This window comes from Haloechinothrix halophila YIM 93223 (assembly GCF_000504245.1).
GTDB lineage: Bacteria > Actinomycetota > Actinomycetes > Mycobacteriales > Pseudonocardiaceae > Haloechinothrix_A > Haloechinothrix_A halophila.
Genome location: NZ_KI632509.1, coordinates 3414107 through 3435528 on the forward strand (window position 1 = coordinate 3414107; position 21422 = coordinate 3435528).

25 protein-coding genes are annotated in these 21422 nt (G+C 68.9%); 18 read left to right on the plus strand and 7 right to left on the minus strand.

What is annotated here, in order from left to right:
• On the plus strand, positions 1 to 177 hold the full coding sequence (locus AMYHA_RS26505; RefSeq protein ID WP_084037280.1) for a DUF1059 domain-containing protein: 177 nt from the start codon (positions 1 to 3) through the stop codon (positions 175 to 177).
• Positions 178 to 184: 7 nt separating this feature from the next.
• On the opposite strand, the gene AMYHA_RS15680 is transcribed toward AMYHA_RS26505, so the two are convergent.
• Positions 185 to 679, minus strand: coding sequence for a hydrogenase maturation protease (locus AMYHA_RS15680; protein ID WP_034272061.1), 495 nt, complete (start codon positions 677 to 679; stop codon positions 185 to 187).
• 18 nt (positions 680 to 697) lie between these two features.
• On the opposite strand from AMYHA_RS15680, the gene AMYHA_RS15685 reads away from it, so the two are divergent.
• From AMYHA_RS15685 to AMYHA_RS15720, 8 genes are all read left to right on the plus strand, one after another.
• Positions 698 to 1936 carry a tetratricopeptide repeat protein gene (locus AMYHA_RS15685; protein ID WP_034272063.1) on the plus strand — a complete coding sequence of 413 codons (1239 nt, stop codon included), beginning with the start codon at positions 698 to 700 and terminating at the stop codon, positions 1934 to 1936.
• A 2-nt stretch (positions 1937 to 1938) separates the two neighbouring features.
• Positions 1939 to 2652 carry a hypothetical protein gene (locus AMYHA_RS15690; protein WP_034272065.1) on the plus strand — a complete coding sequence of 238 codons (714 nt, stop codon included), beginning with the start codon at positions 1939 to 1941 and terminating at the stop codon, positions 2650 to 2652.
• A 193-nt stretch (positions 2653 to 2845) separates the two neighbouring features.
• Entirely contained in the window at positions 2846 to 4501 is a 1656-nt protein-coding gene (locus tag AMYHA_RS15695; protein WP_034272067.1) for an ABC transporter substrate-binding protein, read from the plus strand.
• A gap of 26 nt (positions 4502 to 4527) precedes the next feature.
• Positions 4528 to 5493: an ABC transporter permease gene (locus tag AMYHA_RS15700; protein WP_034272068.1), complete on the plus strand. Its 966-nt coding sequence runs from the start codon at positions 4528 to 4530 to the stop codon at positions 5491 to 5493.
• Complete coding sequence (locus AMYHA_RS15705; protein ID WP_196776908.1) at positions 5477 to 6352, plus strand: ABC transporter permease; 876 nt, start codon at positions 5477 to 5479, stop codon at positions 6350 to 6352. The genes AMYHA_RS15700 and AMYHA_RS15705 overlap by 17 nt, the downstream gene beginning before the upstream one ends.
• Positions 6349 to 7347 (plus strand): ABC transporter ATP-binding protein, encoded by a 999-nt coding sequence (locus AMYHA_RS15710; RefSeq protein ID WP_034272070.1) that lies wholly within the window; start codon positions 6349 to 6351, stop codon positions 7345 to 7347. Before AMYHA_RS15705 ends, AMYHA_RS15710 begins: the two co-directional genes overlap by 4 nt.
• Complete coding sequence (locus tag AMYHA_RS15715; protein WP_034272073.1) at positions 7344 to 8336, plus strand: ABC transporter ATP-binding protein; 993 nt, start codon at positions 7344 to 7346, stop codon at positions 8334 to 8336. Before AMYHA_RS15710 ends, AMYHA_RS15715 begins: the two co-directional genes overlap by 4 nt.
• 218 nt (positions 8337 to 8554) lie before the next feature.
• Complete coding sequence (locus AMYHA_RS15720; protein WP_034272075.1) at positions 8555 to 9118, plus strand: Uma2 family endonuclease; 564 nt, start codon at positions 8555 to 8557, stop codon at positions 9116 to 9118.
• Positions 9119 to 9175: 57 nt separating this feature from the next.
• Here AMYHA_RS15720 and AMYHA_RS15725 read toward each other — a convergent pair whose 3' ends face one another.
• The 3 genes from AMYHA_RS15725 to AMYHA_RS15735 are packed head-to-tail and all read right to left on the minus strand — an operon-like array spanning position 9176 to position 13225.
• Positions 9176 to 9925 (minus strand): hypothetical protein, encoded by a 750-nt coding sequence (locus AMYHA_RS15725; protein ID WP_034272077.1) that lies wholly within the window; start codon positions 9923 to 9925, stop codon positions 9176 to 9178.
• 6 nt (positions 9926 to 9931) lie between these two features.
• Positions 9932 to 11830, minus strand: a complete 1899-nt coding sequence (locus AMYHA_RS15730; RefSeq protein ID WP_034272079.1) for a nickel-dependent hydrogenase large subunit — start codon at positions 11828 to 11830, stop codon at positions 9932 to 9934.
• Between the two features lie 9 nt (positions 11831 to 11839).
• Complete coding sequence (locus AMYHA_RS15735; protein ID WP_231104776.1) at positions 11840 to 13225, minus strand: NADH-quinone oxidoreductase subunit B family protein; 1386 nt, start codon at positions 13223 to 13225, stop codon at positions 11840 to 11842.
• A gap of 171 nt (positions 13226 to 13396) precedes the next feature.
• Here AMYHA_RS15735 and AMYHA_RS15740 point away from each other — a divergent pair, with 171 nt between their 5' ends.
• The 3 genes from AMYHA_RS15740 to AMYHA_RS15750 are packed head-to-tail and all read left to right on the plus strand — an operon-like array spanning position 13397 to position 14273.
• Positions 13397 to 13663 (plus strand): hypothetical protein, encoded by a 267-nt coding sequence (locus AMYHA_RS15740; RefSeq protein ID WP_034272081.1) that lies wholly within the window; start codon positions 13397 to 13399, stop codon positions 13661 to 13663.
• Positions 13660 to 14010, plus strand: a complete 351-nt coding sequence (locus AMYHA_RS15745) for a hypothetical protein (protein WP_051399979.1) — start codon at positions 13660 to 13662, stop codon at positions 14008 to 14010. The genes AMYHA_RS15740 and AMYHA_RS15745 overlap by 4 nt, the downstream gene beginning before the upstream one ends.
• Positions 14007 to 14273, plus strand: a complete 267-nt coding sequence (locus AMYHA_RS15750) for a hypothetical protein (RefSeq protein ID WP_034272083.1) — start codon at positions 14007 to 14009, stop codon at positions 14271 to 14273. Before AMYHA_RS15745 ends, AMYHA_RS15750 begins: the two co-directional genes overlap by 4 nt.
• 49 nt (positions 14274 to 14322) lie before the next feature.
• Here the strand turns inward: AMYHA_RS15750 and AMYHA_RS15755 are convergent, their stop codons facing one another.
• On the minus strand, positions 14323 to 15120 hold the full coding sequence (locus AMYHA_RS15755) for an ATP-binding protein (protein ID WP_034272087.1): 798 nt from the start codon (positions 15118 to 15120) through the stop codon (positions 14323 to 14325).
• A 116-nt stretch (positions 15121 to 15236) separates the two neighbouring features.
• Between AMYHA_RS15755 and AMYHA_RS15760 the strand changes: the two genes are divergently transcribed.
• A complete protein-coding gene (locus AMYHA_RS15760; protein ID WP_034272091.1) occupies positions 15237 to 15998 on the plus strand; it encodes a nucleotide-binding protein in 762 nt (253 codons plus the stop codon).
• Positions 15999 to 16049: 51 nt separating this feature from the next.
• Here AMYHA_RS15760 and AMYHA_RS15765 read toward each other — a convergent pair whose 3' ends face one another.
• Together AMYHA_RS15765 and AMYHA_RS15770 are read right to left on the minus strand one after the other, a co-directional pair.
• Positions 16050 to 16784, minus strand: coding sequence for a nucleotide-binding protein (locus tag AMYHA_RS15765; protein WP_034272094.1), 735 nt, complete (start codon positions 16782 to 16784; stop codon positions 16050 to 16052).
• Positions 16781 to 17578, minus strand: a complete 798-nt coding sequence (locus AMYHA_RS15770) for a nucleotide-binding protein (RefSeq protein WP_084037282.1) — start codon at positions 17576 to 17578, stop codon at positions 16781 to 16783. Before AMYHA_RS15770 ends, AMYHA_RS15765 begins: the two co-directional genes overlap by 4 nt.
• 199 nt (positions 17579 to 17777) lie before the next feature.
• Between AMYHA_RS15770 and AMYHA_RS15775 the strand changes: the two genes are divergently transcribed.
• The 5 genes from AMYHA_RS15775 (at position 17778) to hypE (ending at position 21380) form a co-directional block, all read left to right on the plus strand.
• The gene (locus AMYHA_RS15775) at positions 17778 to 18134 is read left to right on the plus strand and encodes a hypothetical protein (protein ID WP_034272099.1); all 357 of its coding nucleotides are present in this window, start codon (positions 17778 to 17780) and stop codon (positions 18132 to 18134) included.
• Positions 18118 to 18675, plus strand: coding sequence for a hypothetical protein (locus AMYHA_RS15780; protein WP_034272101.1), 558 nt, complete (start codon positions 18118 to 18120; stop codon positions 18673 to 18675). The genes AMYHA_RS15775 and AMYHA_RS15780 overlap by 17 nt, the downstream gene beginning before the upstream one ends.
• Positions 18676 to 18859: 184 nt before the next feature.
• Complete coding sequence (locus AMYHA_RS15785; protein ID WP_034272102.1) at positions 18860 to 19132, plus strand: HypC/HybG/HupF family hydrogenase formation chaperone; 273 nt, start codon at positions 18860 to 18862, stop codon at positions 19130 to 19132.
• A gap of 12 nt (positions 19133 to 19144) precedes the next feature.
• Positions 19145 to 20281, plus strand: coding sequence for a hydrogenase formation protein HypD (hypD, locus tag AMYHA_RS15790; RefSeq protein ID WP_034272105.1), 1137 nt, complete (start codon positions 19145 to 19147; stop codon positions 20279 to 20281).
• Positions 20268 to 21380, plus strand: coding sequence for a hydrogenase expression/formation protein HypE (gene hypE, locus AMYHA_RS15795; RefSeq protein WP_084037284.1), 1113 nt, complete (start codon positions 20268 to 20270; stop codon positions 21378 to 21380). The genes hypD and hypE overlap by 14 nt, the downstream gene beginning before the upstream one ends.
• Positions 21381 to 21422: the final 42 nt, after the last annotated feature.

A 21422-nucleotide genomic window follows, 5' to 3' on the forward strand; every position in this document is an offset into this window, starting at 1 on the left:
ATGGCTTACGACTTCCACTGCCGGGACGCGGGCGCGCCGAGCTGCGGGGCCCGCATCACGGCGGACACCGAACAGGAGCTGCGCGACAAGCTCACCGAGCACTTGCGCAAGCACGACGTCGACCAGCCGAACGAGACCCTGCTCGATCATCTTGTCGCGTCGGCTGAGCAGCGCTGAGCCCCGGCTACGGCCAGTCGACACCGAGCCCGCGCACCAGCGTGCGCACCTCGGCGATGGCGTCGTCGACGGCGGCGGCGACCTCAGGGTGCAGCTCGCGCGCCACGCTGTTGGCGTCGACCGGCTGGCAGCCGACGACCCAGGTCTGCTCCGGCAGCACCCCAAGCGCGCTGGCCAGCATGAACGCGCGCTCCGGTGTGGCGTAATGGACGTCGGCCAGCTGGTCGTTGCGGGTGAGCAGCGGCAGCGATCCGACGTCGGTGACCTCCGGCCGCACCACAAGCACCGTGCCCGGCTCGCGGCCGAGGTCGACGGTGTCGACGACGACCAGCGCGTCCGCGCCAGCCATCAGCTCCTGCACCAAGTGCAGCCCGCCGATGCCGGTCTCGACCACTTTCACCTGGTCCGGCACCGCACCGGCCTGCAGCCGTTCCGCGACGACGACGCCGAAGCCGTCGTCCCCGCGCAGCACGTTGCCCACCCCGGCGACCAGCACCGTCATCGCTGAAGGATACCGCCGATGCGCGCCCCCGACCCTCGAACCGACGCGGTTACCGAGCTGCACGACCGGCTGACGCGTTATCCGGCCGCGAAGTACCCGGTGCAGCACGCGACCGCCCAGTTCCACCTCGGCGGCCTGCTTGCGGCTGTCAACCGGGTCGACGAAGCGCGCGCCGCGCTGCTGCGGGCCTGCGAGCTGTTCGGCCCCGACACGATGCCCGTTGAGCACGCCAAGGCACTCAACGCGCTCGGCGCGGTGCACCGGGTCACCGGCGAGCTGGCCAGAGCCGAGGAGTGTTTCGCGGTGGCTGAACAGCGCTTCGCCGACGCGGAGCTACCGTTGGAGCGCGCCGCCGCCGTGTTCAACCGGGGTCTGGTGTGCCGGCAGCGCGGCGACGAGGCCGCCGCGCTGCGGTGGTTCCAGCTCGCCGCCGAGCTGTTCGATCCGGATCAGGCACCCGCCGAGGCCGCGGCCACCGCGCGGGAGACAGCGGCGAGCCTGCTGGCCACCGGCGAGCCGCGCGCGGCCCTCGAGGCGCTGGCGCCCGCGTCGGCACATGCCGAAAGCGCGGGCGACGTCGCGGCACGGGGCGCGGTGGCGAACCTGACCGGGCTCGCCCAGCTGGCGCTCGGCGAGCCCGCCCAGGCGATCGAGACGTTCACGCTGGCGGTGGCGGCCAACCCGCGTGGAGTGCGGCCCGGCGAGTACGCCATGGCCAAGGCCAACCTCGCGCTGGCCTACGAACAGACGGGGCGGATCGACCACGCTCGACTGGCCGCCGCGCAGGCGCTGGGCGTGCCGGACGCCGCGGAGCCGGTGCGCACGCAGGCCACCGGAGTGCTCGACCGGCTGGGCCACACTCCGTGCGCGCTGCCCGAGGTGCTTGACGTCGTGGATCGCGACGTCTGGCCGCCGCTGCTGCGCGAGGAACTGGCCCGCTGGGCCGACGCCGCCGAGCCCGACCGGCGCGCCGCGGCCGGCGCGTGGATCGACGGTCAGCTCGCGCGGCCGCAGACGTCGATGGCGCTGGCCGAGGAATGGCTTGGTGGGCTGCTCGAACTACCACCGGAGGCGATGACCACGCTGATCAGGAGCACCCTTGCCGCACTCGCGGACAAGGACGCGGCGAGCGCGTCGGAGTTCCGCCGCACCGTGTCGTCCGCGATGATCCACTTCCACGTGCCGCAGTGGATGCGGCTGCGCGACACCTTCGCTGCCGTCGCGGCCGAGTTCGACAGCGACCAGGGGTGGGGATAGCCGTGGCCATCGGCGACGACTTGACGGACGACGCGCTGGCCACGGCGCTGCCTGATAATGAGGTGCGCGCCTACCCCGCTGTGTTGTCCACCGAGAGCGTGGCGCTGGCCTGGGCACGAGACGGCGCACCGCACGGGTCCGTAGTGACGGCGGGCTACCAGGTCTCCCCTCGGGGCAGGGGCGGTCTGCCATGGACCGTCGACCCGGAGCGCGACGTCTGCTTCTCGCTGGTGCTGCGCCCCGAGTTGCACGCGGCGCGGGAGGGCTGGATCTACGCCGTGGCAGTGGCCGCGCTCGCCGATCTCAGGGGCGGTCCTCGGATCACATGGCCGGACGAGGTGCACACCGCACGGGGCCGCGCTGGGGCGGTCGGCGCGTGGGTAGAGCTGGGCCCGCACGGAGTGCGGTGGGCGGTGCTGACCGTGCTGCTGCCGGGCGTCGATGTCGCCCGTGCGGCGGAACTCGCGCGTGCCGTGCGGGCGATAGAGCACCGCCTCGCGGCGGATCCGGCCGACGTCCTCGCTGACTACCGGCCCCGCTGCGACACGCTCGGGCGCAAAGTATGCGCACGGATGATCCCGCTCGGCCCAGCGGGACCGCGGATCGAGGGCACCGCGGCCGACGTCCTCGCCGACGGGTCGCTGGCCATCCGCACTGACCAGGGAAAACGGATCGCCATCCGGCCGCAGAACCTCGGCGTGCTCGACGTGTCGTGAGTGGCTATCAGCGTTCTAACTCTGATCAGCACTCACGACTCACCTAGCGTTGTCGTACTAGGCCGATTGGGCGAGATCACTCTAGTGCATGCAACAGTCACTTACCTACGCCGTTTGCCGAAGCGGACACTCTCCTCAGCTGAGTTGATTACCGCAGAACCGACATCATCCCCGCCGGACCGCGGAGGTCGTCATGGCTCAACGCAGTGCTCACGTCCGCTCCACCATCACCGCCATCACAGCCACGGCCGCGCTGCTCGCGGCATCCTGCGCGGCGGACGAATCCGGCCCCGCCGCGCCGCAAGGCGATGGTGAGCCAACCAAGGGCGGGACACTGGTAGTGGCGATCAGCTCCGACCCCGACCACCTCAACCCAGCGATCACCACGAGCGGCGCGACCCACACCGCGTCCGAGCTGCTCTACAACGGACTCGTCCGGCTCGACGAGCAGGGCACGCCGCAGCCAGAACTGGCGGAGTCCTGGGAGGTCACCGAGGACGGCGCGCGCTACACCTTCGCACTACGCGACGATGTCACCTGGCATGACGGCGAGTCGTTCACCTCAGCCGACGTCAAGTTCGCCTTCGAGGAAGTGCTCCTCAAGTACCACTCGCGCACCCAAGCCTCCCTCGGCGAAGCGTTGACGGCCATCGAAACGCCGGACGAACAGACCGTCGAGTTCGTCTTCGACGAGCCCTACGGCCCGCTGCTGCAGCAGCTCGACGTCACCGAGGCGCCGATCGTGGCCGAGCACGTCTACGAGGGCACCGACCCGCTGGAGAACCCAGCCAACACCGAGCCGATCGGCACCGGCCCATTCACCCTGGAGAGCTACCAGCCGGACGCCGAGATCCGGTTCACGGCCAACGAGGACTACTTCAAAGCGGACCTGCCCTATCTCGACGGTGTGGTGATGCGGGTGATCCCCGAGGAGTCCAACCAGGTCGTCGCGTTGGAGTCCGGTGAGGTGCAGTGGCTGTGGGGCGTGCCGGGCCCAGATCTGGAGCGGCTCAGGGCGGACGGCCGGTTCGAGTTCCTCGAAACCAGCGTCAATCCCGGCGGAGCAAACTGCATCATGACGGTCGCGTTCAACCTGGACCGTCCGATGTTCGACGACGTCGACACCCGCCGCGGGATCGCACTCGCGATCGACAAGCAGCAGTTCCTCGACCGCGTCCAGTTCGGACAGGGCAAGGTCGCGGAGGCACCGATCTCGAGCGGCATCTCGTTCGCCCACGCCGATGACCTCGACGACATGCCCAGCTACGACCCTGACGAGGCGGCACGGCTGCTCGACGAGGCGGGCTGGGTACGCGAAGGTGACGGCACCCGCACCGCCCAAGGTGTCGACGGTGTCAAGGACGGCACCCCGCTGTCGTTCGACTTCCTGCACTTCTCCACCTTCGCCGATTACGGCGAGCTGTTCCGCGCCCAGCTGGCCAAGATCGGCGCCGAGGTCGAGCTGCGGTCTATGGAGCCGCCGGTGTTCGTGGAGAAGGTGTTCACCGAGCGCGAGTTCGACACCAACGTCATCTCGTACTGCAACGGCAACGACCCCGAGATCGGCGTGAAGCGGATGTACCTGTCGTCGAACATCGGCCCTGTCCCGTTCTCCAACGCGGCGGGCTACCGCAACACCGAGGTGGACACGCTGTTCGAGGAGGCGAGGACGACCATCGGCGATGAGGAGCGCAAGGAGGCGTACCGGCGGCTGCAGGAGGCGCTCGTCGCCGACCTGCCCTACACCTGGCTGGTGGAGACCACCGCCAACCGCGTGTATCACAGCCGCTGCCGCGGGTTCTCGCACTCAGGGCACTTCGCCGAGGCCGCCTACTGCGACGAGGGCTAACGGCAGAGAGCTGAGGGCAGTGACCGGTGAGCTGGCGCTACGCCGTCCGCAGGATCGCGCAGCTGGTTCCGACGGTGGCCGCGATCCTGCTGGCGAGCTTCCTGCTCATCCGCCTCGCGCCCGGTGACCCGGTGCTCGCACTGGCGGGCGAGCACGGCGACGCCGAGTACTACGCGTTCATGCGGGAGAAGTTCGGCCTCGACGAGCCGCTGCACCAGCAGCTGCTGACCTATGCGAGCAACGTGCTCACCGCCGACTTCGGTGTGTCCTATGTGCAGGGCAGACCGGTGCTCGACGTGCTGCTCGAGCGGCTGCCAGCCACGCTGCTACTCACCGGGACGGCGCTACTGCTGTCGACGACCGTCGGGCTACTCGCCGGGATGTTCACCGCGACGCGGCGCAGGCGCTGGCCCGACCTGACGGTCAGCGGGGTGCTGCTCACGCTCTACGCGACACCGGTGTTCTGGCTCGGCCAGCTCGCCATCCTCGGGCTGGCGCTCGGCGCGGGATGGTTCCCAGTACAGGGCATGACCACGGCGGGCAGCGACGCCACCGGTCTCGCCCGCATCGCCGACGTCGCGCACCACCTCGCACTGCCCGCGATCGTGCTGGCCTCACAGGAGATCGCTGCCGTCGGCAGGCTCACCAGGGTCGGCCTGCGCGACGAGCTCGACAGCGATCACGTGCGACTGGCTCGCGCCAAGGGACTCGCCGAACGTGTCGTCGTGGTCAAGTACGGGCTCCGGCGCGCGCTGTCGCCGGTCGTCACGGTGATCGGCGGGCGAATCGGTCACCTGGTCGCAGGCGCGGTCATCATCGAGGTGGTGTTCGGCTGGCCCGGTCTCGGCAGGCTGCTGGTCACCTCGATGCAGAACCGCGACGTGCCGATCGTGCTCGGCGTCTTCCTGCTGGTCGCGATCGCCGTCGTGGTGGCCAACCTGATCACCGACCTCTGCTACACCTGGCTGGATCCCCGTGTCCGCTACCGCTGACGGCGTCCCGTTCGAGCCTGTCCCGCCCGGTGCGGGGCAGCGGCGGAGCGTGCTGCGAGGGATCGTGTCCTCACCGTCCGGCTTGTTCGGGGCAACGCTGACCGCCACGCTGGTTGTGGTCGCGGTCTTCGCTCCCGCACTGGCGCCGTACGACCCGTTCGGCATCGACGGCCCGGTGTTGCATCCGCCGTCCGGCACGCACCTGCTCGGCACCGACGCGCTGGGCCGCGACGTGTTCTCCGGGGTGATTCACGGGACACGGACCTCGCTGCTCATCGCGGGCACCGTCGGAGCGCTAGTGCTGCTCATCGGGTCATTCGTCGGCGCGGTGTCCGGTTATGCCGGTCGTTGGGCGGACGACGTCCTGATGCGACTCACCGAGGCGTTCCAGGTGCTGCCCCGGTTCTTCCTCGCCATCGTCGTGATCGCGTTCTTCGGGCCAGGCGTCGACCGGCTGATCATCGTGCTCGGCTGCACGTCGTGGCCGATGCTGGCACGGTTGGTGCGCGCCGAAGTGTTGTCGCTGAAACAGCGCGAATTCGTCGCGGCAGCGCAGGCGCACGGCGCGTCCAGCGTGCGGGTGGTGGTGCGAGAGATCCTACCGAACGCGCTGCCACCCGCGATCGCGCTGCTCGGCCTCATCCTCGCGCAGGTGATCCTGATCGAGGCCAGCCTCGGCTTCATCGGCCTCGGCGATCCCAACGCGATGAGCTGGGGTTATCTCGCCAATACGGCACAGCGATTCCTGCGGGTGGCGTGGTGGTTGCCGCTGTTTCCCGGGCTGGCGATCCTGCTCGCCGTGCTCGGCCTGAACCTGCTCGGCGACGCGCTCACCGAGGCACTCGGGGGACGCCGATGACCGAGCCACTGTTGTCGGTCAGGGACCTGGTGGTCGAGTTCGGCACCGGACGCGACGTCGTGCGCGCGGTGGACGGTATCGACATCGCCGTCTATCCGGGCGAGACGGTTGGCATCGTCGGCGAGTCCGGCTCGGGCAAGACAGTGGCGATGCTGGCGGTGCTCGGGCTGCTGCCGCGCTCGGCGCGGATCGTGCGGGGTGAAGCGCTGCTCGACGGCAAGGACCTGCTCACGATGCGCCGCCGCGCGCTGCGCCGGATCAGGGGCAGCCGGGTGGGCATGGTGTTCCAGGATCCGCTGACCTCGCTGCATCCGTCCTACCGGGTGCTCGACCAGGTCGCAGAGGCGGTCCGAGTGCACCACCCCGAGCTGTCGGCCGCCAAGGCGAACGAACGCGCCATCGATGTCCTCGATCTGGTCGGCGTGCCGGAGCCGCGCAGGCGGGCGCGGCAGTACCCGCACCAGTGGTCCGGCGGGATGCGGCAGCGCGCGGTGATCGCGGCGGCCATCGCGAACCAGCCCGCGCTGCTCATCGCGGACGAGCCAACGACAGCGCTGGACGTCACGGTGCAAGCGCAGATCCTTGACGTGCTGCGAGACGCGCGGGAGCTGACCAGAGCGGCCTGCGTACTGATCACCCACGACCTCGGCGTCGTAGCCGAGCTGGCAGAGCGTGTCGTGGTGATGTACGCCGGGCGGGTACAGGAGATGGGCACGGCTGAGCAGGTCTTCCGCGATCCCCGGCACCCGTACACCTCGGGGCTGCTGGCCACCCTTCCCCGGCTGGAAGGCCCGGTGCTGCCGCTGACCCCGATCCCCGGCCAGCCGCCCGGTCCAGGAGAGCGGATCTCGGGCTGCCCGTGCCGACCGCGTTGCGCGGTGGGTCGCGATCGAGCCGAGTGCGCCAGCATCCGGCCTGAGCCGCGGACACTCGACGGCACCGGACGGCGGGTGGCCTGCCACTGCCCGCACGACGCTCATAGCGGCACGCCATGACAGACACGCGTGTCATGACAGGCACCGGCGATGAGGTGCTGCGGGTGGAGCGGCTCGTCAAGCACTTCCCCGATGGCCGAGGTGCCACCGTGCGCGCGGTGGACGGCGTCAGCGTCACCCTCGGAGCAGGCGAGTCACTGGGGTTGGTCGGCGAGTCCGGCTGCGGCAAGAGCACGCTGGCCCGCACCATCATCCGGTTGCTGGAGCCCACCAGCGGGCGGATCGTGTTTCGGGGCGACGACATCACCCACGCCAGCAAACGGGAGCTGCGGGCGGCGCGGCGGGCGATGTCGATCGTGTTCCAAGACCCCTACGCCTCGCTCAACCCGAGGATGCGCGCTGGCGAGATCATCGCGCAGCCGCTGCGGATCCAGGGCGGCTACCGGCAGGCGGGTGGCAGGGAGCGGGTCGCCGAACTGCTGCACACCGTCGGGCTGAACCCGAGGCACGCGAACAGGTTCCCCCACGAGTTCTCCACCGGCCAGCGACAGCGCATCGGCATCGCCCGCGCGCTCGCGCTCGGCCCAGAGCTGCTGATACTGGACGAGCCGGTGTCCGCGCTGGACGTCTCGATCCGGGCGCAGATCATCAACCTGCTCGACCGGCTGCGCACCGAGATCGGGCTGGCATACCTGTTCATCGCGCACGACCTGGCCGCGGTGCGGCAGACCTGTGACCGGGTCGCTGTGATGCATCTCGGCACCATCGTGGAGACCGGTTCGCGGGAGGACATCTACCGCAGGCCGACTCATCCGTACACCCAGGCACTACTGTCAGCCGTGCCGGTGACCGATCCTGGGTTGCGCGGGCGCAGGCGGCGGATCCGGCTGACAGGTGAGCTGCCCAGCGCGATCGACCCGCCGAGTGGCTGCCGGTTCCGCACCCGCTGCTGGAAGGCCACCGGACGCTGCGCCGAGGAGACCCCCGCGCTGATCGACCGGCACGGCCACCCCAGCGCGTGTTTCTACGCCGAGCTCGCCGAGCCGTAGTCGGGAGTTCGCTTACGCGTGCCGCAGCGCTGGCAGTAGCAACATCGAGCTCAGTGACGAACTGGGTGGCGGCGGCGAAGCCTGCCGGGCCGGGCGGCTCGGCGTTGACCCGCCGCGCGTCCGTGCTGCGCACACCACGCGCAAGCAGCGAATCTGTGGTCGTGTCGGCAAGACGAGATACAGTGTGTGACGCACAGCTTCCACGCGAAGGACGAACGATGACCACGTCTCACTGGCCAGACCACCTGCTGACCCTCGACGAGTGGGACGCACTACCCGAAGACAACTCCCGCCACTACGAACTCGTCGAAGGTGTGCTGTTTGTGAGCCCGAAGCCCGCACCCCTGCACCAGCGTGCGATGTACCGGCTCACCGCCCAGTTGGACGACCAACTACCAGACGAGCTAACCGCCCTTCCGGACGTCGAGATCACCGTCGAAGCAGCGTATCCCGCAACGATCCGCGCTCCGGACGTCGTGGTGACGCACGCGCAGCGAGCTGAGGCCAACCATGCCCGGCTGGATGCCGACGACGTGATCCTGGCCGTCGAGATCGTCTCGCCAGGCACGAAACGTACGGACCACGTCACTAAACTTGCCGAATATTCCGAGGCCGGCATCGAGCATTACTGGGTCGTCGATGTCACCGCGCCCACCACTGTGACCGCATACCGGCTTGTCGACGGAGTCTACGAGATCGTCGCGGACAACGCGGAGCCGTTCAGCCTGTCCGAGCCCACCCCGCTGACAATCGACCCGACCAGGCTCACCAGCAGGCGCTGAACCGCACCACCCGTCGCGAGCTCCCGCGGTCCATACTTCGATGCCGGAATCCTGCGGCTATCCGGTGATCTCCCACTGCTGGCAGCGATCGAGCTCCGCGATCAGTGCCCACAACAAACCCCAGTCCAGATGGTCCATTCCCTGGAGTGCGTGGCCGCGGGAGATCCGGTCACGCAACCGGTCGCGCAGAGCGAAGGTGGCACCCCAACATCCTGCCTCGTCGAAGGTATCCAGTTCGCCGAGCAGCTCGCGTGCCGTCTGGAGGGCGGGAGCCGGTCCGAACCCGCCGCGTCCAGTGAGCTCGCGGAGCCGTTCGACCAGGTCGAACAACGGAACCAGCTCTACCTCCCTGGCGACCATGCGCACCACCACGTCGAGCGCTGCCGCGCCCGCCGGGGACAGGTCGCTGCTCGCCTCCGTCCACAGCGGTTCCACCTCGATGGCCACGGTCCGGCCAGAAAGGGCACCGAGGCCGGAAGCCACCTCGACGAGTAGGTCGATCGTCACGTACCCGGTGACCGCATCGCGCACCGATTCGGCCACCCGATCGGTTGGAAGTTGGAGCTGGTGCACCCGCCGCCGCCACACCGACCCAGGATTTTCGCCGCGTTGTGCCGCGCCCACGATGATCAGCTCATCCGGGTCAAGATCTTCGAGGCGCTGCACGACGGCGATCGCACCGTAGTGCAGCTCCTCGATGACGACGTCCGGCCCCAACGACATCTCGGCGAGAGCGTCCACCGCGCGCCTGCCGATATCGAGATCCCCCTGGTAGAGCTGACCGACCCCGCCCACGAGCACGGTCATGACGGTTCAGTCGGCTCCGCAGGAGCAGGTGTTCACCTCGCGCATCACCGTGCCCGCGCCGGTATGCACGTGCGTGGTGCATGGCATGCACGGGTCGAAGCTACGGATGGTGCGCAACATGTCGATCGAGGTGAACTTCTCTGGATCGGCGTCTTCGATGATCGGGGTGTTCATCACCGATTCCTCGTACGGACCCGGCTGATCCCACGGATCACGCGGCGAGGCGTTGATCGTCGACGGCGTGCAGATCTGGTAGTTCGCGATCTTGCCGTCGTCCATCACGAGGTGGTGGGTGAGCCAGCCACGGCCCGCTCCCCACCAGCCCATGCCGACCCGCTCGCCGCTGGGGATGTGGTCGTCGAGCTCGGCGGGCGGCACGGCGGCCACCTTGCGTTCGCCCTGCTTGAAGAGGTTGTACGCCTCCAAGAGGCTGAGCATGCCCACCAGCTGCGAGAACAGGTAGTGATACGCCCTTCCCCTGTTGCGCTCCAGCGCGTTCCATACCTCGGGCACGTGCCATTCCACTTCAGACTGCGGTGATGTCCCCTTCGGAATCCGCATCCGCAGGCTGTGTCCTGTCGCCTCGATGAAGTCGTTGTGCGGCTGCAACCCGGCCATGGCTGTGGTGAACAGCCGGGCGTAGGCACCCGCTTCGACCACGTTGCGGTCCCAGCGCGGCGTGCAGGCCCAGGTGTATTTGTCCTTCCAGCTCTTGCCGGTCGGGCTGGGCAGGGTGCGCTTGTTCCACGGGTGGTACGGCCCGATCGGGTTGCCGAGTGGGTCGGTGCTGTAGCGGTCACCGGCCCACTGCTCGTAATAGGAGTGCTCGACGAACTCCTCCCACCCGATGTTGATGTCGGTGAGCCGGGTGGTCACCAGTTCGCCGTCGATGAGCACACCAGGGGTGGACCAGCGCCGCGCGCCCCAGTCGTTGCAGTTCTCGTAGGTGGCGTCGTAGGCGTACGGGTCGTCCCAGAACCCGGGGTCGATCAGGGTCATCGGCCGCGCGCCGACCTGCTTGTACCGCTCATCGCATTCGTAGAAGAACTCCGGGATGTCGTTCCACACGCCGAGCATCCGCTGCGCGTAGTCGAACAGCCTGCCCAGCTTCGAGTGGTACTCGTTGAGCGTCTGCATCGTCACCGTCGACGACACCCCGCCAGGCACGACCGTCTGCGGGTGCGGGTACTTTCCGGCCAGCACCGCGAACATCTCCCGCGACAGCCGGGTGAACTCCAGCCCCTCCTGGTAGAGCTTGCCGGTCAGCGGGTTCAGCTCGGTCATCAGCTCGGCCATGGTCTTGAAGCCGTGCACCTTCTCGTTCGGGCAGTGCCACCGCTCCGCCTTCGGCCACAGCTCTGGGTTGACCGCCTTGACCACCGACTCGGAGTAGTCCGGCCCGGCGAGCAGGTACAGGTGCAGCGGATTGTCGTAGCCCATCTCGGCCGCTTCCTGCATGTTGCGCACCACGGTGCCCAGCGGCGGCGGCCGCAGCCCCATCGCCATCTCGATCGCGTACGCCGAGCAGTGCGAGTGCACCCCGCCGCAGACGCCGCAGGCGCGCGAGGACACGAAGATCGCGTCGCGCGGATCACGGCCCATCAGGATGACCTCGTAGCCTCGGAACAGCGTGGCCTGTGAGCGGGCGTCGAGGTAGACGCGGTTGTCCAGGTCCGCGGTGACGTTGACGGCGAGCGCACCCGCGACCCGGGTGACCGGGTCCATGTTGATGTCCTTGACATGGCCGTTGGCCGCGAGCAGCCGCTGGATCTTGGCCTCCCGCTCGGCATCGGTGACCCGCACGTCCGGACTGCTCGTCGTGATCGCGTACGGGTCGGGGATACCCTGCTTGAGCTGGGCATTGCCGTTCGCGTCGAACTCGATCGGCAGGTTCTTGAAGCACATGAGACGCTCCTACTCGCGACCCTGGTCGCGTTGTTCACCGCCGGGCAGCCGGGTCTCGGTTGCCGGTTCCCGCTGCTGGGTCCATTCGTCGCGCTTGCCCCACGCCGGGGTCGTTGACTTCCTGCCGGTGTCGGTCGAGCGCCGGAACCGGTCGTAGAACTTGTGGCCGATGTCGGCCAGCGCGCTCGGTTCGGAGCGCTCTCGCGCCCACCCGCTCGGTGTCTGCTTGTGCACGTCCCACCGCACCTCGCGGTTGAGGTGGTTGTTGGTGTACTTGCGCATCGGCTTGATGAGTCCGCCGAGCAGCCGCGACGCCGTCGTCGACACCTTCGAGCCAGGCGGTGTCTTGTAGAACGGCGTGAACTTGTCGGGGAAGCCGGGCATAGTGCAGCCGATGCACGCGCCACCGGCGTTCATGCAGCCCCCGGCGTGGTTGATCGCGCCGCGCGAAGTGATGTTGCAGTTGACGACAGGGCCCCAGCAGCCGATCTCGACGAGGCACTCCTTGTCGCCGAACTCCTCGGCGTAGGTGCCCTCCTCGTAGTACGCGCCGCGAACGCAGTGCCGGTGCACTGTCTCGCCGAACAGCCACGCTGGCCTGCCCAGCTCATCGAACTCCGGCAGCGGGCCGAAGCCTTGCAGGAAGTACAGGATCGCGGTGACCGTCTCGGTGAAGTTGTCACCGATCGGGGCGCAGCCTGGCACGTTGACCACCGGCAGCCCGAAGGCGCTGCGGTAGTCCTTGCCGAGGAAGTCCATCAGACTCATCGCCCCGGTCGGGTTGCCCGCGGCCGAGGGGACGCCACCCCAGGTGGCGCAGGTGCCGATGGCGATGGACGCGGCGGCGCCAGGGGCGAGCCGAGCGATCCACTCGTCGGTGGTGACCGTGCGCATCGCGCCATCCGGCCCCCACGGTTCCTCACCCTGGCCGACCCAGTAGCCGCCGGTCGCCATCGCCATGGTCTCGTCGGTGATCGAGCCCTCCAGCACGATCGCGTAGGGCGCGTCGAGCTTGCCCTGCACCGCGAGCTCGTGGGGATGCATGTACTTCGGGCCCGACTCGACGTTGACCACCGGATGGTGCAGCACCACCTGCGGCAACCCGGGGTGCGCGCCGAGCACCAGGCTCTCCACCGACGGCGCCTGAGCGCCGGTAACCGAGACCGTGCAACCGTCGCAGCTCATCCCGGCGAACCAGAAGACGTGGATCTTGTCCATCGGACCGATGCGCGTGCTGGGATCGGTGTGGGCGATCGGGTCGAGCATCGCCTCCATCGACGACCTGCTTGGCATACCGAAGTCGCCGAGCTCGGCCTGGTCGTGGAAGCGGTCGACCGGCCCGAGGGCGTCGAGCAACCGCTGCGCCGGGGTTCGTTCGGATGACTGCGCGACCATGTCTGTCGCCTCCGTCGGGTCACCGGACACGCCGTATATGACGATCACATCTACCGTATCGCGTACCCGTAGCCGCCGAAAGTGGACAGCGGAGGCTGCCACCCCGGTGTATGCTCAACACACCTAGCGGACAGCGGCGTGTGAAGACAATGCGCGAAGACGAGGTGCGATATGACCCTCGCGGCTGAACATCTGACTGGCTGGTGGGTGGGATACGTGATCGGGGCCGTCGTGGTGCTGCTGGTCGCGGCCCTGCTGATCCTGATCATCCTGACCGTACGGCGGATCGCCGCCGTCGCCGAGGACGCCACCGACGCGCTCCGGCTGGCCCAGCAGCGCACCGAAGCGCTCTGGCAACTCGAGGCGACTAGAACGGCGGCCACGGACATCCTCGCGGGCGCCACCGAGGCGAGGCACGCGCTGGGAGGCGGGCGATGACACGCGCACTCGCGGACGACATCCAGGCGATCTGGTGGATCACGCTCGGCATCGGGCTCGTGGTCGCCGTCGTGGTAGTGGTCCTGCTGCAGTTGCTGCTCAACGCGGTCGACAAGGTCGAGCGCAACGTCATCACGTTGTGGGACACCGCGACCACCCTCGCCCGCAACACGGCGACGTCCTGGCAGCTCGGCTCGACCGGCGATCAACTCGACCGGATCAAAGCCGAGGCGCTGCGGCATGACGCGCTGCTCAGCGGCGGCGGGGATGGCCGCAGCGCCCAGCCATCGGCGGGTGGTCCGGTGGGCGGCGGCACAGCGAGCGACCCGGAAGGGGGTGTGCCATGACCGCGCTGCTGGTGACCCTCACCGTCATCGAGATCGCGCTGGTCGTCGGCGTGCTCGCGGTGTATCTGATCCTGATCGGCCGCAAGTTGCGAGTGGTGTCGACCTACCTGGGCAAAGTCGCGTTCGGCGTGCGCGCGGTGGAATCGCAGACCGCCGCGATCGAGCCGTCGGTGATCCGCATCAACGAGCGGCTGCGCGAGATCGACGCCGTCCTCGGCCCGCTCGCCGAGAAGGCCGAAGCCGCGGCCCGGCAACGCGGCTGAGATCGGCGGCGCGCGGCGAGGCCGGACCCCAGTGCCCGCCGCGTGCGGCTCAGCCCTGCGGCGCGTCCACCGTGCGCAGCTGTGCGACCAGCTCACCAACGGCGGCCACCACCGGGCTGTCCGGCGCGACGTCCAGCAGCGGGCTGCCTGCCAAGTCCGCCCGCGCCACCGCGTCGTCGTAGGGCACGCTGGCCAGCCGCGTCAGCCGGTGTCGCTCGCAGAACTCGGCCACCGCATCGCCATCCGACTCGGACCGCAGCTTGTTCGCGATCACGCCGATGCGAGCGATGGACAGTTCCATGGCGAGCGGCGCCAGCCTGCGCACCGTCTCCAGCGAGCGGAAGTACGGCTCCGCGACCAGCAGCAGGACGTCGACATTGCGCACCGTGCCCCTGCTGAGCTGCTCCGGCGATGCCTCCATGTCGACCACCGTCAGTACCTCAGGGCTGGCTGCATTGTCCGCGGCCAGACCGCCGAGGCCGCTGCCGAGGTCAGCGAGCAGCGCGCCCACGGTGGCGTGCGCCGAGCACAGGCAGCCTTCCCCCGCGTGGGCAGGCCCGCCCATCGTGAGCATCACGACCCCGTCGGGCCCGGTGATTCCGTGCGCGGTGAGCACGCTGTCCACGGTGTCTGTCAGCGCAAGCCCATCGAGCCGCTTCGACACCAGCGAAGCGGGCAGCGGCCGCTGCTCCTTCATCCGATCGTGCCCCAACGCGACCGCGAGATTGGGATTCGAGTCCGCGTCGATGGCGATCACTCGCGCGCCAGCACGCGCGGCCAGCCGGGCCACGGTGGCCGCGATGGTGGTCTTGCCGACCCCACCCTTGCCTGCGATGCCGATGCGCATGGTGCACCCTTCGTGGCCGGCCGGGGCTCGCCCGCTGGCTTACCCGCGGCCGCCGTCCTATCGTTGGCCTCATTCTGCGACTGGCGCAGCGTGGGGACAACACGAAGGAGCTGGTCATGAAACTGGGCGTGGTCGGCAAAGGCGGCGTCGGCAAGACAACGGTGAGCGCCCTGCTCGCGCGGGCGTTCGCGGCGCGCGGGCGACGGGTTCTCGCCATCGACACCGACTCGAACCCGAATCTCGGCGTCTCGCTCGGCCTCGACCAGCAACGGACCGACACTGTGCCGGTGCTGCCCCGGTCGTTGATCGTGGGCTCGGGGGGCTCTGGGAACTCTGGGGGCACAGCCACCGCGGCGGACGTGGTGCGCGACTACGGTGTCGCGACGCCGTCCGGTGTGACGCTCATGTCGGCGATCAAGGTGACCGACGCGGGCGCGGGCTGCACCTGTGCCGGGCACGCCAGCGTGCGCAGCCTGCTCGGCGAGGTGATGGCGGAACAGGCTGCGGTGACGCTGGTCGACATGGAGGCGGGACTGGAGCACCTGAGCCGCTCCGGCGGCACGCTGGCCTACGCCGATGTGCTGCTCGTCGTCATGGAGCCGAGCCGCAAGTCGGTGATCACCGCGGCCCGTACCCAGGCACTCGCCGCCGAGCTGGGCATCCCGCTGGTGTTCGGCGTCGGCAACAAAGCCCGGCAGGACGACGAGGAGTTCTTCAGCGCGTTGTGCGGCGAGTTCGACGTCCCGCTGCTTGGCGTACTGCCTTACGACGACACGGTGTCGGCCGCCGACCGTGCCGGTGTCGCGCTCGGTGGCGTGCCGCGGGCGGTGGACGCGCTGGTCGACGCGCTCGAGGCGCGCAGCGCCGTCGCGTCGTGAGTGGCTATCAGCGTTCTAACCCTGATCAGCACTCACGACCCAGGTAGCCCGTTACGCCGGGGCGGTCAGGGTGCCAGCCAGCGCGGCGATGGCCCGCACCCCATCGGCGTCTGGGGCCACGTCGAACGCGGCGAGCCCGTGCCGGTCGGCCTCGGCGATGCGCTCGTCATACGGCACGCACACGACGTCGGCGTCACCGAACGCGGCGGTGATCAGCGCGCGGTCGGCCTCGTCGCGGACCTGGTTGCCGAGCACCACCAGCCTGCCGAGCCGCTTCTCGGCCACCAACTCGGCCGCCCGCCGAGCGACCTCGACCGACTTCGCGGTCGGCAGGACCACCAGCAGGACGACGTCCACCGCGCCCTCCTCCAGCCGGGTGAGCGTGCCGGTGCCTGCCTCGAAGTCAGCGATGACGGTCTGCTCGTCGAATCCCACCGTGCGCAGCAGCTGCTCCGGCGACAGCCCGCAGCACGGGCAGCCGGGCTCCGGCTTGTCGATGGCACTGACCACGGCAAGCCGCACGCCGTCCGGCGCGTCGCTGCCGAAGACGTCGACCAGCGAGTTCCAGCTCGGCGCGTGCTCCTGCGTGCCGTCGTCGAGGGACTGCCGCAGCCCGATGAGCCGCTCGGTCTCGTCATCACCGATGCCGAGTGAAATGCCGAGGTTGGGGTTGGTGTCGCAGTCAAGCGCGACGACCGGGGCGCCGCCGCGTGCGAGCGTGCGCGCGAGCACGGCGGCTGTCGTCGTCTTGCCGACCCCGCCCTTGCCGACCACTGCCAGCTTCATGGTCCACCTCGAGAATCCGCGAGTGCTGCCTGTGCTGTGTGCGTGTGCGCCGCGAGCCGGTCCCCGAGCTCGGTCACGGCCGCTACGACCGGGGAGTCAGGTGCGACGTCGAGTACCGAGTGGCCATCGCGCTCGGCGGTGAGCACCTGGTCGTCCCACGGCACGCTGCCGAGTACGTCGAGGCCGGTGCGCTGTCGCACCCGTTCGGCGTCACCGTCGTCGCGTGCCTGACTGACCACGGCGACGAGTCGGCGTGGCGCGGCATCCGTCGTGGCGAGCTTCGCCAGTCTGCGGGCCGAGAGCAACCCCGCCGATGTCGGCGGCACCACCACGATCACGGTGTCGGCGTATCCAGCCCAGCCGAAGAAGGGTTGTCGGGTGCCGCCGGGCAGGTCACCGATGATCGTCGGTGACTCCGATGGCAGGCCGTCCAGGATCTGCCGGAATGCCCACTGCGAGCGCATCAGCGGCGCACCGGACGCACGGGCCTTGCCGAACTGCAAGAACCGGACGCCGTCCGGCGCTGGCAGCGCGTAGCGATCCAGCGCCGCCGTCGCGGTCAGCCCCTGCCGCAGCCGGAAGCGGGGTCCCGGCTCGCCATCGGCCTGCTCCGTCACGGCGTCCGCTGGGATGGCCGCGTCGACGACGCCGAGGCCGAGCGAGACCGACAGACCTGGCATCGGGTCGGAGTCCACGGCGAGCACGTCCTCGCCGCCGCGCGCGAGCAGCCGCGCGAGCACCCCGGCGATCGCGGACTTGCCCGCACCACCCTTACCGACGAATGCCACTCGCATGGATCAGCCCTTTGCGCCGATCGGATGTCAGACGTTGGCCGCAGCATAGCCCCGTCGTAGCCAACTCGCCGTGCGATCGTCCCTCCGGCTATATGATCAGCACATCTAGTGACTTCTCAGTCACCCAAAAGTAGCGTTATCACACGTGAGGTGACCTATGGCACACACGTGGCAGGGACAACGTTCACCGAACCCGAGAATGACGCACCGTTCGGATGCCCACCGCACGGGCGAAAACCACCTCGCGAGCGGACGCGTTCGCTGCACCTTCTGCACGATCGCCAATACCGCCGTCGGCCTGCTGATCGGTGTCGCACCCGTACTGGTTCCCCTACTCACCGGGCGCGCGGAACTGGCCATCTGGGGCCTGCCGCTGACGCTGATCATCCTCGGCTACACCGCGCACCGAGTCATTCGCACGGGCCACCTCCCCGGCGCTGACCGCGTCGCCCACGCGACCGGGTTGAGCCGCGTCGTCGGACCGGATGAACCGGCACCGGCGTCGGACACCGCACCACAACACCGGAAAGGAGGCAGCGATGACGAACAGTGCTGAATCACGGGGTATCTCCGCCGACAAGCACGAGCAGGTCGGGGCCGGGTGGCGAGTGTTCCAAGTGCTCGCCTTGATCGCGGGCGTTTCCTACATCATCGGCTGGGTCGCCGCGGGCCCGGCAAGCTACTTCAACGGAATCGTCGACTCGCCGACCGCATTCTCCAGCTACACCAGCTTGATCAGCTTCTTGTCGCCGATCGTCGCGCTCGCCGCGATCCTGCTGGCGGTCGATCCGCACCGGCTCAACCTGCTGACCAGGAAGTCAGCCGCGGCACGTATAGCGGCTGTCCTGCTGCTGATCCTGACCATCGGCTGGCTACTCAACGGCATGTTCACCCCGATGTACGAGAAGCTGATGACCGTGCCGATGAACCCGTCGCAGGTGCTGCCGATCCCCGGTGGCGTCTTCCTGCACATGGTGCTGCAGCACTGGTTCATGTCGATCGCCGTGCTGACGCTGGCGCTGATGCCAAGCCGGTTCTCCGCACTGATCGCCAACACTCAGCCGACGGCATTGCAGTGCGCCGTGGTGCGCTGCTGACCGTCTCCGACGTGGCTGCGCGCCGCCCGGGACGGGCGCAGCCACTCGGCGCGGTTCTCGTCGCCACATTGTGTGACTCGGCCAACAGTCGTACGGTCGCAGGAGGTATAGGACTTCAACACATAGTGGCTCGGCGGGCAGCGGCTCGGCATCGCCGGCCCCTCGGCCATGGAGGTGACACGCGATGTGCCTCGGCATTCCCGGTGAGGTCATCGAGGTGGACGAGGAACGTCCTGACCTGGCGAAGGTCGCGGTCAGCGGGGTAAAGCGCAAGATCAACATCGGCCTGCTCACCGACGATCCGCCGGTGCAGGGTGATTGGGTGCTCATCCACGTCGGCTTCGCGCTTTCGAAGATCGACGAGGCCCAGGCGGCGGCCGAGCTTGACTACCTGGCGGGACTCGGCCAGTCCTATGAGGACGAGCTGGCCGCGCTGCGCGACTCGCGGATCGAGTGAGGAGGAGGCGCGATGCGTTTCGTCGACGAGTTCCGCGACGCCGAGAAGGCCCGCGCGCTGTCGGCCAAGATCACCAGCTTGTGTGAGCCGGACCGGCACTACAAGTTCATGGAGGTCTGCGGCGGGCACACCCACACGATCTACAAACACGGGCTCGAGGACTACCTGCCGGAGAACATCCAGCTGGTCCACGGACCCGGCTGCCCGGTCTGTGTCATCCCGATGGGGCGGGTCGACGACGCCATCCACATCGCCAGGCAACCCGACGTCCTGATGACGTCGTTCGGCGACATGATGCGAGTACCCGGATCAGGCGGGAACTTCTTCGACTCCAACGCGGAGGGCACCAACATCCGCATGGTGTACTCCCCGCTGGACTCCTTGAAGATCGCCAAGCAGAACCCGGACACCCACGTGGTGTTCATGGCGATCGGGTTCGAGACCACCACCCCGTCGACCGCGATGACGGTGCTCCGCGCGGCGGCCGATGGCATCGAGAACTTCTCGGTGTTCTGCAACCACGTCACGATCATCCCGGCGATCAAGGCGATCCTCGATTCCCCCGACCTACGGTTGGACGGCTTCATCGGCCCCGGTCACGTATCCACCGTCATCGGCTGCCGCCCGTACGAGTTCATCGCCCGCGACTACGACAAACCGGTGGTCGTCTCCGGGTTCGAGCCGCTGGACATCCTGCAGTCGATCTACCAGCTGATGCTGCAGCTCACCGAAGGCCGGTGCGAGGTGGAGAACCAGTACGCCCGGGTGGTGCCGTGGCAGGGCAACACCGTCGCCCTCAAAGCGATCCACGAGGTCATGGAGCTGCGGCCGTACTTCGAGTGGCGTGGCCTCGGGTTCATCTCCCACTCGGCCATGCGGATGAAGGAGTCCTACGCTGAGTTCGACGCCGAGCGGATCTTCGACATGCCGGGCGTGCGGGTGGCCGACCCGAAGGCGTGCCAGTGCGGCGAGGTGCTCAAGGGCGTGCTCAAGCCGTGGGAGTGCAAGGTGTTCGGCACCGCCTGCACCCCGGAGACACCGATCGGCACCTGCATGGTCTCGCCCGAGGGCGCCTGCGCCGCCTACTACAACTACGGCCGCTTCACCCGCACCCGGGTACGGGAGGTCAGCGCCCATGAGCACGTCTGAACGGGTGTCGACCCGCACCGACCGGCCCACCGACCGCGAGCAGCAGGTCCTCGACCGCATCGACAAGGCACGCCGCCGCAAACCGAAGGTCCGCGAGGAGCGCATCACCCTCGCCCACGGGTCCGGCGGGAAGGCGACACAGACGCTGGTCGAAGCGGTGTTCCTGGACGCCTTCCGCAACCCGCTGCTCGAGCCGCTCGAGGACAGCGCGTCGTTTCCGGTCGACGCGGGCAGGATGGCGCTGACGACCGACTCGTACGTGGTGTCGCCGTTGTTCTTCCCCGGTGGCTGTATCGGTGACCTCGCCGTGAACGGCACCGTCAACGACCTCGCCGTCGCGGGCGCCCGGCCGCTGCATCTCACGGCGGGGTTCATCCTTGAGGAGGGCTTCCCGGTCGAGGACCTGCGCCGCGTCGTGACGTCGATGGCCGCGGCGGCCGATGCGGCTGGCATCCGGATCGTCACCGGCGACACCAAGGTGGTGCAGCGCGGCAAGGCCGACGGGTGCTACATCAACACCGCGGGCGTCGGCAGGTACGAGCACTCCCGCGAGCTGGGGGTAGCTACCGCGCGGCCGGGCGACGTGGTGCTGGTGTCCGGACCGGTCGGCGAGCACGGCATCACGATCATGCTGGAGCGCGGCGAGCTGGACATCGAGGCGGATCTGGAGTCCGACACCGCGCCGTTGAACGGGCTGGTCGCATCGCTACTGGACGCCGTGCCGGGTGTGCGGGCGATGCGCGATGCCACGCGTGGCGGCGTGGCCACGATCCTCAACGAGGTCGCTCGCGCCGCCGACGTGTCGGTGACCGTGCACGAGGACGCCGTACCGGTGCGCACCGAGGTCCGTGGCGCGAGCGAGCTGCTTGGCATCGACCCGCTGTACGTGGCCTGCGAAGGACGTCTGGTGGCGATCGTGGACGGCGAGCAAGCCGACGACGCGCTCGCGGCGTTGCGCGCCCACCCGCTCGGCGCGGAGGCCGCGGTCATCGGCCGCATCGGAGACGACCCGCCCGGCATGGTGCTGCTCAACACCGCGTTCGGCGGCACTCGGATCATGGACCTGCTGGTCGGGGACCCGCTCCCCCGCATCTGCTGAGGGCACGGCACATCGGCGCCGCGGCAGCGGCTGGTGGCGCGG